Annotated in this window: 10 protein-coding genes; 4 read left to right on the plus strand and 6 right to left on the minus strand. The window is 65.6% G+C overall.

Annotated features, from left to right (window positions below; translation table 11 throughout):
- Position 1: 1 nt before the first annotated feature.
- Positions 2 to 766 (plus strand): NYN domain-containing protein, encoded by a 765-nt coding sequence (locus tag IFT67_RS14325; protein ID WP_192238889.1) that lies wholly within the window; start codon positions 2 to 4, stop codon positions 764 to 766.
- A gap of 163 nt (positions 767 to 929) precedes the next feature.
- On the opposite strand, the gene IFT67_RS14330 is transcribed toward IFT67_RS14325, so the two are convergent.
- From IFT67_RS14330 to IFT67_RS14355, 6 genes are all read right to left on the minus strand, one after another.
- Positions 930 to 2,327 (minus strand): MATE family efflux transporter, encoded by a 1,398-nt coding sequence (locus IFT67_RS14330; RefSeq protein WP_342450633.1) that lies wholly within the window; start codon positions 2,325 to 2,327, stop codon positions 930 to 932.
- Positions 2,328 to 2,917: 590 nt separating this feature from the next.
- Complete coding sequence (locus IFT67_RS14335; protein WP_192238891.1) at positions 2,918 to 5,728, minus strand: valine--tRNA ligase; 2,811 nt, start codon at positions 5,726 to 5,728, stop codon at positions 2,918 to 2,920.
- A gap of 66 nt (positions 5,729 to 5,794) precedes the next feature.
- On the minus strand, positions 5,795 to 6,391 hold the full coding sequence (gene popZ / locus IFT67_RS14340) for a DUF2497 domain-containing protein (protein ID WP_308811343.1): 597 nt from the start codon (positions 6,389 to 6,391) through the stop codon (positions 5,795 to 5,797).
- Positions 6,392 to 6,417: 26 nt separating this feature from the next.
- On the minus strand, positions 6,418 to 7,947 hold the full coding sequence (locus IFT67_RS14345) for a TolC family outer membrane protein (RefSeq protein ID WP_192238892.1): 1,530 nt from the start codon (positions 7,945 to 7,947) through the stop codon (positions 6,418 to 6,420).
- An 8-nt stretch (positions 7,948 to 7,955) separates the two neighbouring features.
- On the minus strand, positions 7,956 to 8,669 hold the full coding sequence (locus IFT67_RS14350; protein WP_192238893.1) for a protein-L-isoaspartate O-methyltransferase family protein: 714 nt from the start codon (positions 8,667 to 8,669) through the stop codon (positions 7,956 to 7,958).
- A 241-nt stretch (positions 8,670 to 8,910) separates the two neighbouring features.
- On the minus strand, positions 8,911 to 9,930 hold the full coding sequence (locus IFT67_RS14355) for a helix-turn-helix domain-containing protein (protein WP_192238894.1): 1,020 nt from the start codon (positions 9,928 to 9,930) through the stop codon (positions 8,911 to 8,913).
- Positions 9,931 to 10,657: 727 nt separating this feature from the next.
- Between IFT67_RS14355 and IFT67_RS20475 the strand changes: the two genes are divergently transcribed.
- From IFT67_RS20475 to IFT67_RS14370, 3 genes are all read left to right on the plus strand, one after another.
- The gene (locus IFT67_RS20475) at positions 10,658 to 11,125 is read left to right on the plus strand and encodes a hypothetical protein (protein ID WP_206757932.1); all 468 of its coding nucleotides are present in this window, start codon (positions 10,658 to 10,660) and stop codon (positions 11,123 to 11,125) included.
- Positions 11,126 to 11,760: 635 nt separating this feature from the next.
- A complete protein-coding gene (locus IFT67_RS14365) occupies positions 11,761 to 12,018 on the plus strand; it encodes a hypothetical protein (protein ID WP_192238896.1) in 258 nt (85 codons plus the stop codon).
- Positions 12,019 to 12,163: 145 nt separating this feature from the next.
- The gene (locus tag IFT67_RS14370; protein WP_192238897.1) at positions 12,164 to 12,826 is read left to right on the plus strand and encodes an HK97 family phage prohead protease; all 663 of its coding nucleotides are present in this window, start codon (positions 12,164 to 12,166) and stop codon (positions 12,824 to 12,826) included.
- Position 12,827 lies beyond the last annotated feature (1 nt).

Raw genomic sequence — 12,827 nt, forward strand, 5'->3', positions numbered from 1 at the left:
CATGATCGATACCACAACGCGCAACGTCGCCCTCCTGATCGACGCGGACAATGCGTCCGCGGCGACCCTCGACCCGGTGCTGACCGTCCTTGCCGAGCTCGGCACGGTCAACGTCCGGCGGGTCTACGGCAACTGGTCCAAGCCCGCGCTGAAGGCGTGGAGCGACATGTCGATCAAGCACGGCATCGAGCCGCAGCAGCAGTTCGACCTGACCAAGGGCAAGAACGCGACCGACATGAAGATGACGATCGACGCGATGGACCTGCTGTTCCGCGGGCGCATCGACGGCTTCGGGATCATGTCGTCGGACAGCGATTTCATGCCGCTCGCGACGCGCATCCGCCAGGACGGGATACCGGTCTATGGCTTCGGCACTTCGCGGACACCGGAAGGGTTTCGCCAGGCGTGCACGCGGTTCATCGACGTCGGCGCGCTGAACGAGACGTCGCAGCCGATGCAGGTACCGGCGCCTGCTCCGGTGGCTGGCGAGAAGCCTGCTACGCCGGCGCCGGTCGCTCGGCCGAAGACAGCGCAACCGATCGACGAGCAGGTGATCAAGCTGCTGATCGACGCCTACAACGCGGTGAAGCGCGACGAGAAGGGGTATGCGAGCGTTGCTGAACTGGGGCAGCTGGCGGGAAACCGGTCGAGCTTCGATGCGCGTAATTACGGGTTCAACCGGCTGTCGGACCTGATCGAGACGATCCCGAACTTCCAGCATGAGCGCCGCGAAGGTGGGCGGTCGTTCGTCAAGCGGCTGCGGTAGGCAGTTCAAGCCTGACTAAAAGGTGAACCACCCCGGCGGAGGCCGGAGCCCAGTTGGGGAACATTGCTAACCAAGCGCCGTGCTTCGTTACTGCAACCTTTCCAACTGGACCCCGGCCTCCGCCGGGGAGGTGACTTTGATCTAGCGAGGCCAGATTTCGGTCTTACCCGGTTGGCTGCAACCGCCCGCCCGGCTCGCTCATCCCATGCGCCTGTTCCTCGCTGTCGTCGGGCACGACCAGCGCGCCCTTCCGCCAGTTCCCGTGGCGATAGTACCAGGCCGCGATCGCCAGCGTCGCGAGCGATCCAAGCGGGAAGCTCCACCACAACGCGTCCGCCCCCAGCCACGGTTTCGCGAGCAGCGCGAAGCCGATCCGCACCGGATACAGCGCGACGATCAGCGCGATCAGCGGCGCGATCACGGCTCCGTTCGCGCGGACGGTCGAGAACAGCACCATCGTCGCGCCGAACAGGATGAAGTTCCAGCTCGCGATCAACTGGATATGCCGCGCGATCGGCAGTGCGGGGCTGGCCGCGCCGATGAACAGCGTCATCACTGGGCGGTCGAACAGGATGACGACCCCGACCATCGCGCCGGTCAGCGCGACGTTGAAGAGCAGGCCGTACTTCGTAATGTCGCCGACGCGGTCCCAGCGGCCCGCACCGATATTCTGCGCTGCCATCGAACTGACCGCGGCGCCGATCGCCAGCGCGGGCATCTGGATATAGGTCCAGAGCTGCTGCGACACGGCGTACGCCGCGGCGGTATCGACGCCGAGCCGGTTGACCAGTCCGACCATCGCAAGGCCGGCGGTCGACATGACCAGCATCTGCGCGCCCATCGGCAGGCCCTTCCGGACGATTGTGCCAGTCAGCGCGCGCTCGGGGATGAGGTAGCGGAGTTCGTTGCCGCGCAGCCGCAGCGGCAGGTCGCGCCTGTAGATATAGGCGATCAGCCCGAGCAGCGAGACGTGGCTCGCGACCAGCGTCGCCATCGCGGAGCCGGCGATGCCCATCTGCGGGAACGGTCCGATGCCGGCGATCAGCAGTGGGTTGAGCCCGCTGTCGAGGATCGCGCTGAGCAGCATGAACCAGAGCGGCGTCATCGAATCGCCGGTACCACGCAGGCCCATCATGAGGAGGACCATCATCATCGACGCCGGCAGCCCAAGGAAGATCACGCGCAGATATGCGAGCGCGAGCGGCATCGCGTCGCCGGGGGTGGCGAGCAGATGCAGGATCTCGGGCGCGAACACCCAGCCGAGTGCCGCGATGACGATCGCCCCGCCGAGCACCAGGCCGACCGCGGAGCCGAACGCCCGGCGCGCGCCCTCCAGATCGTGGCGGCCGAAGCTCTGGCCGACCAGGATCGTCGCCGCCATCCCGAACCCGAACACCGCGCCGAAGGTGAGGAACATGATGATGTTGGCGTTCGACGTCGCGGCGAGTGCGCCTTCACCGAGGTAGCGGCCGACCCAGATCGCGTTGATCGAGCCGTTGAGCGACTGGAGGATGTTCGAGCCGAGCGTCGGGAGCGCGAACGCGAGTAGCGTGCGGCCGATGTGGCCGGTGGTGAGGTCGCGTTGGCCTGGCTTGCCGCGGGGGCGGTCGGATTTTGTGCTTAAAGACTCACGAGGAACGGGGCCGGTCTCGACGTCGGGTGGAAGGTCGCTCACACAGTCTCTCCGTCAGGCCGAACTCGGTCCGGCATATACCGGCGAACGGGCAGGCGCCCTGTCATGTCGACGCCTAGCCGCGGAGTGAACTCCGGAACAAGGTGGTAGGTCCCGAGCCCCGACCGAAGCGTATTGTGTTTCCCCGCGAAGGCGGGGACCCAGACTGGGCTCCCGCCTTCGCGGGAGAACAAGAAGGCGGTCGGATACTCTGCGCGGCAGAGCCACCCCGCCCCGAACCGTCACCTCAGCAAAAGCTGGGGTATCCCCGTTGTTGGCTGGCCGGTGCGCTTTCCAACGAGGATGCCCCAGCTTTCGCTGGGGTGACGGGTGTTTGGTTTGAGTCAGACGGCGGTACGGCACACATTCCCCTCCCGCTTGCGGGAGGGGTCAGGGGAGGGCCTGACGTACGTACTGGCGTCCGGCTTCTTGGGGCACGCCCCTCCCCCAACCCCTCCCACAAGCGGGAGAGGAGCAGGTTAGCCCAGGCGGCCCAGTGCCGCCTGCAACCGCGCAGCCTCGGCGGCCTTGTCGGCGTGGTCGGCCTTGGCCTTTTCCACCGCTTCGGGCTTGGCACGTTCGACGAAGCTGGCGTTGCCCAAGCGACCCGACAGTGCGTCGCGCTCCTTCTCCGCCGCCGCGATCGCCTTGGTCAGGCGGGCGCGTTCGGAGTTGAGGTCGATGACGCCTTCGAGCGGGAGGACGAACGTTGCTTCGTCGACCACGACCTGCGCCGCGCCGCCGGTGGCTTCGCCTTCGGCGTGCGTGACGCGGGCGAGACGCGCGAGCGCAGGCGCTTGGCGTTCGAGCCGCGCCAAGGTCGCCGTACTCGCATCGCGGACGTGGAGCGGCAGGCGCGCGCCCGGCGGCACGTTCAGCTCGTTGCGCGCGGTGCGGATTTCCTGAACCAGGCGGATCAGCCAGTCGACTTCCTTGCTCGCCTTGGGATCGAGTGAGCGCGCGTCGGCCATCGGCCACTGCGCGACGATCAGGTCGTGCTCGCGCGGATGGGCGGGGTCGGCCATTGCGTGCCAGAGTTCCTCGGTGATGAACGGCATGAACGGGTGGAGCAACACCAGGATCTGGTCGAGCACCCAGCCGGCAACTAGCTTCGATTCGGCATCGATGACGCCGCGCTCGTCGCCGACCATCTGCGGCTTGATCAGTTCGAGATACCAGTCGCAGAACCGGCTCCACGCGAACTGATAGATCGCGTTGGCGGCGCCGTCGAAGCGGTAGTCGGCGAGCGCGAGGTCGACCGTCTGCACCGTCGCGATCGTCTCGGCGATGATCCACTTGTTGACGGCGAGGTCCGCGCGCGGTGCCTCCAGAGTGGTGCTCGCGACGATGCCGTTGGCCTGCGCGAACCGGGCCGCGTTCCATAGCTTGGTGGCGAAGTTGCGATAGCCCTCGACGCGCTTCTCATCCATCTTGATGTCGCGGCCCTGGCTCTCCATCGCCGCCATGAAGAAGCGCAGCGCGTCGGCGCCGTAGGTGTCGATCAGCCCGAGCGGGTTGACGACGTTGCCCTTCGACTTCGACATCTTCGCGCCATCCGCCGCGCGGACGAGACCGTGGAGGTAGAGCGTGCGGAACGGCACGTCCTTCATGAAGTGCAGCCCCTGCATCATCATCCGCGCGTTCCAGAAGAACAGGATATCGAAGCCGGAAATCAGCACGTCGTTGGGGTAGCGCCCGCCTAACTGCTTCTGCACTTGCTCCCTCTCCCCTCCGGGGAGAGGGTTGGGGTGAGGGGCAGTACCGGGCGTTGCGCTGCTTGGCTGCCCCTCACCCTGGCCCTCTCCCCGGAGGGGAGAGGGAACGGCACCCTCCTCGGGCCAGCCGAGCGTGGCGAAGGGCCAGAGGGCGGAGGAGAACCACGTGTCGAGCACGTCGGGATCGCGCGTGAGCCTCACGCCCTTACCCGCTAGAGCCTGCGCTTCCGCCTCGGTCTCCGCCACATACGGCGTACCGTCAGGGCCGAACCACGCCGGAATCTGGTGGCCCCACCACAATTGCCGCGACACGCACCAAGGCTGGATGTTGTCCATCCAGTTGAAGAACGTCTTCTCCCACGTCTTCGGGACGATATCGATCGCGCCGGTCTGGACCGCCTCGATCGCGGGCTGCGCGAGCGTCTTCGCGTCGACATACCACTGGTCGGTCAGCCACGGCTCGATCACCACGCCCGAGCGGTCGCCATACGGCGTCTGGATCGTGCGCGGCTCGGCGTCGTGCTCTTCGCCGTCCTTGTCGACGTGCGCGATCAGGAAGCCTTCATCCTTGAGCCGCGCGACCACGACTTTCCGCGCCTCCGCAGTCGTCAGCCCGAGCAACTCGGCCGGGATCAGCCCGTCGGACACCTGCACGACGCGGGCCTTCGCATCGAGCATGTTAAGCATCGACCCCGCGGCCATCCCTGCCCGCTTGCCGACCTCGAAATCGTTGAAGTCGTGGCCCGGCGTGATCTTCACCGCGCCCGAGCCGAGTTCCGGATCGGCATGGTCGTCGGCGATGATCGGGATCAGCCGGCCGGTGATCGGCAGCTTGACCTGCTTGCCGATCAGCGCGGTGTAGCGCTCGTCCGCGCCGTTCACCGCCACCGCCATGTCGGCGAGCATCGTCTCTGGCCGCGTGGTCGCGACTTCGATGAAGCCCGATCCGTCTTCGAGCGGATAGCGCAGATGCCAGAAGCTGCCCTTGATCTCGCGCGTCTCGACCTCGAGGTCGCTGATCGCGGTGCCGAGGCCCGGATCCCAGTTCACGAGACGCTTGTCGCGGTAGAGTAGCCCCTCCTTGTGGAGGTCGACGAACACCTTCAGGACGGCCTTCGAAAAGCCCTCGTCCATCGTGAAGCGCTCGTTCGCCCAGTCCATCGAGCAGCCGAGCCGGCGGAGCTGCTGCGTGATCTCGCCGCCGCTCTCTTCCTTCCACGACCAGACCTTCGCGACGAATTCCTCGCGCGTCATGTCGGTGCGCTTCTGCGGCGGGGTCAGCGCGCCCATCTGGCGCTCGACCACCATCTGCGTGGCGATGCCGGCGTGATCGGTGCCGACCACCCACAATGCATCCTTGCCCTTCAGCCGCGCGTGGCGCGTGAGGATGTCCTGCAGCGTGTTGTCGAGCGCGTGGCCGATGTGCAGCGAGCCCGTCACGTTGGGCGGCGGGTTGACGATCGTCCACGGCTCGGCGTTCGGACGGTCGGGGCGGAACTGGCCGCTCGCCTCCCAATGCGCATACCAGCGCGATTCGATGGAGGCGGGGTCGAAGGTTTTGGGAAGCTCGCTCATGCGCCGAGCCTTAGCGAGCGCGACGCGAGGAAACCAGCCTCGCGTCCGCGCCCGTTACTTCAGAGCCTAGGGCTGCTGGTTCATGATCTTGGCGATCTCACGCGAGACCATGTCCTCGACCATGTTGGGAAGGTTCGCATCGACCCACTCGCGCAGGATCGGGCGGAGCATCTCGCGGACCAGCCCTTCGAGCGTACCGTCGCTGGTCGCATCGGGGGTCGCTTCGGGTTTTACCATCATGCGCGTCAACGCTTCGAGCGGCGCGCGCGTTGCAGCGGCCGTTTCACGAGACACGATCGGACGCTCGGCTGGCGCTTCGGCAGCCGGCTGCGGGGTCGGCTGTGCCCGTTGCGGCTGAGGTGCGGCCTGACGAGGCTCGGGTGCGGCATCGACGGAGGACAGCACGGGCGATTTCGGCGTGCGGGGGGTACGATCGGCCATCGGCATCGGGTCGCTCAATTCGAGGATCTCGTCTTCGTCCATCTCGCCGTCCAGATCATGCGGATCCAGATAGGCGGGTTCGCGATCGACCGCCGACTGCATGGCGCGCGACGGGCGGCGCGACCGACCCGGCACGTCGCCTTCCTCGGCGATGATGCGTTTGATCGACGAGAGGATTTCCTCCATCGACGGCTCGCCGTTCACGTCCCCCATCCGGACCATCCCAAACCCCGTAGCCGCACGCGTCCCTATTGACGGCTCGGCGCGTCCATACCTTTGGTTAAGGTGGGGTTCCTGTCAACCGGCGTATCGAGCAACGGGTCGCGTTGCGGCGCAACGCTGGCGTCCTGCGCGGGCGACTGCGCGGTGCGGGTACCGACCGGGAGGGGCTCGCCATCGCCGCCGAAATCCCAGGTCTTGTGATGCACCCGCTGATAATTCGCGACCGGATCGTACAGCACGCCGCCATCGAGCCCAAGGTCGCGCGCCTCGGCCTGGCCCATCGCGGCGAGCAACGCGAACCCGGCAACGTACGCGTCGCGCCGCGCGGTCACGAGCGTCACCTGGCTGTTGAGCAATTCCTGCTCGGCGTTGAGGATGTCGAGGATCGTGCGCGTGCCGACGCTGTTCTCTGCGCGCACGCCTTCGAGGCTCAGCTTGTTGGCGTTGACCGCGGTCTCCGATGACTGGATCACCTGCTCAGACGAGCGCCAGACGGCAAAGGCGGAGCGCGCCTGCGCGATGACGTTGCGCTCGGTCGCGGTGACGTTCTCGATCGCGCGCGCCTGAAACGCTTCGGCCTGGCGAACCTGCGCCGCGGGGCGCCCGCCCTGGAACAGCGGCAACGTCAGCGACAATCCCGCCTGGACCGCCTTGTTTCCGTTCGGGATCGTGCTGGCACTGCCATCGGCGGTCGAGATCGAGCCGAGATAATTGGTGTAGCCGGCGCCGCCGACGGCGCTGATCTGCGGCAGCCGGCTCGCGCGGGCGACACCGACGTCGTAGCGACTCGCGTCGCGCTCCTTGGCGGCGGCGATCAGTACCGGATTATTGTCGATCGCGACGGTGACGGCCGAGGCCGGGCTGTCTGGCAGATGCGGCAATGTCGGCGGCGTATCCAGCGTGCCGGCGGGCGTGCCGACGAACCGGATATAATTCTCGCGGCTCGAAATCAGCTGCGCCTGCGCCGACTGAAGCTGCGCGCGGGCAAGTGCGAGACGAGCTTCGGATTGCGCGACGTCGGTCCGCGTCAGGTCGCCGACCTGGAACCGGTCCCGGCTGGCTTGCAGGTTGACGTCGAGAACGCGGACGTTCTGCGTGTTCAGCCCGACGATCGCTTCGTCCCGGATCACGTCCATGTAGGCCGCGACGACGTTGGTGAAGAGATCGGCCTCGGTGCCGCGCAGGGTCGCGCGGCCTCCCTCGACACGCGTCTTGGCCGCCGCGACCGAATTGCGGACCTGGCCGCCAAGGTACAGCGGCACCGACACGTTGGCGCGCGCGGTCGCCTGACGCGGCAACGCGACGAAGCTGTTCGCGGCCGTGACGAGAAATTCGGTATAGTCTGCGGTCGCGTTGACCGACGGCAGACCCGCCGCGCGGGCGATCGGAACGTTCTCGTCCGTCGCCCGCAGCGTCGCGCGCTGGCCGGTCAGCGTCGGGTTCGTGTTATAGGCCTTGGCCAGCGCCTCGCGGAGTGTCTCCGCCTGCGCTGGTGCACCGATATACACCAGCGCAACACTCAAAAGCAAAGGACGGAAGCGAGTGGTGCGCGGCATGATGTGGCTCAGAACTTGAAGGGTTTGGGCGCGTCGAAGCCCGGCAGGCCGACGCATTCGACATCGACGAACGCCGCCAGCGCAAAGCCGCCGTCGGTCTTGCGGCCCGACGCCAGCCGGGTCAGCCCGCGCTCCGCGATTCCCGTGACGACACGGCCGCCCGAGCGGACCTGCGCGATCAGCGCGTCGGGCACGGTCTCGATCGCGCCGTCGACGATCAGCACATCATAGGGCGCGCTGGCGGCATGGCCGTCCTGCATCGGTGCTTCGACGAGATCGACATTGCCGATCCCGGCAAGCGCGGCGTGCGCCACCGCGAGCAAGGCCGGATCACTCTCGACCGCGACCACCGATCCGACGATCTCGGCGAGCACCGCGGCGGTGTAGCCGGTCGCCGCGCCGATCAGCAGGACCCTGTCGGTCGCGGTCAGATACGCTTCGGTCAGAAGACGCCCGGTTGCCATCGGCAGATTGGCGTAACGACCGCCACCAAGCGGAATGGCGGTGTCGCGGTAGGCCAGTGCACGAACGTCGGCGGGCAGGAACTCTTCGCGGGGGACGCGTGCCATCGCCGCGACGACGCGCTGATCGCTGACCGCGTTGGTCCGCAATTGGCTCGCCACCATCGCGTGACGCATCGTCTCGAACGAGACCGATGTGCCGCCGTCGGTGCGCAGGGTGCCGGTTTCGAGAGCGGGAGTATCGAGAATTGTCGTCGTCATGGCCTATCCTGTCGCACAACTGTTTTAGCCACGCAATACACTAGTTTCGCGTCGACCGATCGCGCGGCGTGATATCGCGGGGTTGCCGCAACGCCAAGCGCCGGTTGGCCGGTTTCGATAGCTGTGGTCGCGCGTGCCAGTGCGGGGAAGACGCCCCGCCCGCCCGTGTGACACCGAAATGCCGCGAACGGGGCGCCGAGGGTGCACGTGGAAATCCCCGGCAACACCTCTGCCCGCGGCCCTAGCACCCTATTGCGGGACCGTCGCCGGAAATGACCGGCCGCGACGCAGACGTCCTCACCGATTCGCGGGACGCCGCGTTGCGCGCCGGCGCCGTCTCGATGTCGTGCAGCACCTGAGTCGGCGATCCCAGCACGGCAGCGCGGGCGCGCAGGCTCGCGTCGAGGAAGGGCTTGGTCAGAGCCATGAAACGGCGCGGCGTCATGCCGAGAAACGTGCCCGAATCGCGCAGGAAATGCGATGCGTCGAAATAGCTGCCGTCGATCCGGGTGTAGTCGGCATCGGCACCAGCCGCCATGAACCGCACGAACGAGCGCAGGAACCGCGCACGCATCAACAACATCTTGGGTGGGAACCCGAAATGCCGGACCGACAATCGCCGCAGGCCGTGCGTCGGGATATCGAGCTGATGCGCGACGGACACGATGTCGGTGGGCCCGTCGGTCGCCAGGATCTCCATCAATTGCCGGATCTGCGGCGCGTCGGCATGTGGTGTACCGAGTCGCGCAAGCAGCAGCGTATCGAGGATGGGCGCGATCTCGGCGTCGCTAGGCGCCTCCTGCAACGCAGCGACGAGGCGGCGGGTGAAACCATGGCCCAGCACGTCCTGCAACGGCACGATCCGGTTGCGATAGTCTCCCGCCGGACGGTTGAACAGCCGCGCCCAGCCGAGTGCGCTGATCCCGAAACCGATCATCGTGCCGCCGTGCGTCGTCGCCTTCAGCGCCTGGCTGGTCGGGCCGAACAGGCTGGCAGGCGGTAGGGGATCGTAGGTCCGTCGCCCGATCGTCACGGCGATCGGCCCCGCATCGATCGCGATCCGCACGTTCGCGGTCGCAGGCAGGAACCAGTCGACCTGCCCTGCCGCACTCGCGTCGATCGATCGGTAGACGTGATAGCCGGTGATGTAATCCGCGAGCGCCGCGGCCGGGCGGTCATACCGGATCGCCATGCCCTGCGGCATATCGAACACCGCATCGTCGACACCGGCCGTATTCGTGCCGCCCGCTAGCCTGTCCATCGTCAAACGCCCCGCCCCCAAGCCGTTATGCTGTTCCGCCGCACTGTAGGCAAAGAACCATTCCGGTGCGAGTCTCGATACCTCCGATCCCGACGTGGAGGATGGCGCTCACGAACCGCGCGGATCGCTCGACAAGATTATTCCACATCCGATCGCAACTGCCGGTTGACCGCGTGCCAAAAACGAAGCATTTGCGCCGCCTTCACGCAATCGGGGCCCGATGGCGGAGTGGTGACGTAGAGGACTGCAAATCCTCGCCAAAGTCGCACAGGACTGCGGTAGTTCGCAATCTTCAGCCGGTTTACGGCTCACCCAAAATCAATGACTTACAGGTCGAGTGCGAACTATTGCGCCCCCTGTTTGCTTGCTTTTGCCGTGCCGTGACTGCCCGCCCCGCACCCCGGCCGATGGGGAAGCGCCCGTTTACTTCCGTGCTGAAGTCGGCGTTTGCACCCGGACCCGGTGAGAAAATGGAAGTACGGCTACTTCCGCTTGGAAGTACGTTTGGAACCACGAAAACGGCTGTTTTCCGGGGCTTTGGAAGGGGTGGAATAGGTTTCCGTGGTCCCCTCGTACACATGCGCGCCCGCGCATGTGTACGAGACTACCCTAAATTATCATTCCACTCCTTCCATAATCAAATCTCTTAGCAACTACTCGACCAAGAAACGGCGGATTTGCGCCGTTTTTTGCCGTACTTTGGCTCACTGAAATGGAAGGTGCATCCATGTCTCACGACTTCCCACTGGAAGGGCGTCCCCTTCCACTCACCCTCGCCTCTTCGTTCGAGCGCTTCTACCGTTCGTCGGTGCGCAACGTAGGTGGCGCTCGCATCCGCGCCCGTGACCTAAGCGATGCGTACCACGCATGGGCTAGCCTGAACGGCGAGCCGACCATGACGTTCAGTGCGCTTCGCCGGCAGATGGAGCTAGCCGGGCATCGCCGCATTCAAAGCAACGGCGTTCATTACATCGATGCCGGTCTAGCCACGTTATATCCGGATATCGCGGACAACCTGCCGAACCCGTTTCGAGGAACTGCACAACCGGTAGCCGCTGGATCGAGCGCGCTACTGGTTAAGCTCGACGTGGCGCTCGCGGCACTGCTCGACCTTCGCCACGCGATCGTAGCGGATGGCGAGCGCGCGAACCCTGCGGAGGCCGCACAGCGCATCCTAGGGCTGTTCGACCGATGATCCGCGCCGAAGGCCATGTCGTGCCACCCGAGGCGACAAGCCGACCGATCGCGGCAGGCCGACCCGAGGGGGGGTGGGTCAAAGTCGGGAGGGCTCGGCCGAAAGACCGGTGGTCAGCAACGAAAAAATCGGCGCACAAATGGCCGAATGTTTTTTTATTGGGGCGGTCTCTAAGCCCGACTTGGCGCCAAAAACTGGAAGCCTTGCCGACCTAGCGAGGGTTGCGGGCATGCCGTGCGCTCGCACCTTGGGCCGCGTCCTTCGCTCGCACCCGGCTTTCCCAATCGTCGGGCGTTCAGGCTCGCGGTTCATTCTCGAACTGGGGCCAGCGGCTGAGTTCGTCGCGAGCGTCTGGTCTGATGGTCGCAGCGGCGATCTGCGCCACGCCGCGCGCAAGGGCACGACGATCGAGGCCCTGTCTGCCCTCCCCGGCATGCCCTCGCCTCGCACAATCCGGAAGCTGATCGAGCGGCACACTGACTTCCCGCTGGTCAAAAGCGGCGGTGTCGGCCGCGCCTACGAAGTCGACTTGGGCGCTGCTGTCGCATTCGTTCGAGCTCACTGGCGCGACGGGCGGGGTCTCTGGCGCAGAGCGGACGAAACTCAACCCGACCTATTCAAAGGGAGTACCAACCATGTTGGACAATAAGCCTGTCGATTATCCGACGAACGTCGCGCAAATCCTAGCCGAAGAAATCCTCCTTGTGATCGCGCGAGCGCAACACCTGGTCGCCGTCGAGCCAGCCCTGATCGTTGCCGCAATCAATGCATGTGCCGTGCACGTGCATTGCCGCTTTGGCTCCGGAGCGTCGCTTCCGATCGTCCTGCGAGCCGAAGCCGACCGCCTTGAGCGGATGGACGCGCTAGATAGCGCCGCCGCGAGAGGAAAATGATATTGTTGCATTTACTTTTTGGTGCTGCTACCAACGCCATCGTTGCCCGTGTGAGATGCACGGCGACACACCGCTTACCGCGTGAGATGCGCGCCCGGCGATGGCTTAATCAACGTCCTTCGGGGCGAGCTATCGGACTGAGCGCATGACAATTTTCCACGCACACCTTTCCATCGCAAGCATCGAAGAAACCGGGGTCGTTTCAGGCATCGGCGCGACTTGGGCTGTCAATCGCAACGGGTTCACGACCGATCCCGGCGCTTTTGCGAAATCGCTCGCGGAGCACCGCGCTCGCGGGTCGATGCCCGCAATGTTGCTGCATCACGATCACAAGCGGCCGATAGGTCGTTGGACGCACATGGAGCCTCGCGCTGAGGGTCTTTATGTCGCCGGCAAACTAGCACGCGACACCCAAGATGGCGGGGAGGCATACAACCTCTTGAAGGCCGGCGCGCTAAGCGGGCTGTCGATCGGCTTAAACCCCGGCCCAAACCTCAAATATGTCGACGAGCGAGGCGAAGGCGGCACCCGCTTTCGTCGGTACACGCAAGCCGATCTAACCGAGGTCAGCCTCGTGACCGTTCCGGCCGATCCCGACTCTCTCGTGTTGACGGTCGCATCGCTCAGAAGCGCCCGCGATATCGAAGACATCTTTCGTCAGGCTAACGTGTCCAGCCGCAAGGCCAAAGCAGCAGCAACAGCCGCGTGGCGCGCGATCGACGCGACGGCCGAGCCCGACACATCCGAAATTCAACAAATTCTCAGCGCCGCTTCCGGTTCGCTGAGCCGTTTCCACAGGAGCAAGTAAA

The sequence above is a fragment of the Sphingomonas sp. CFBP 13728 genome (assembly GCF_014841895.1).
Taxonomy (GTDB): Bacteria; Pseudomonadota; Alphaproteobacteria; order Sphingomonadales; family Sphingomonadaceae; genus Sphingomonas.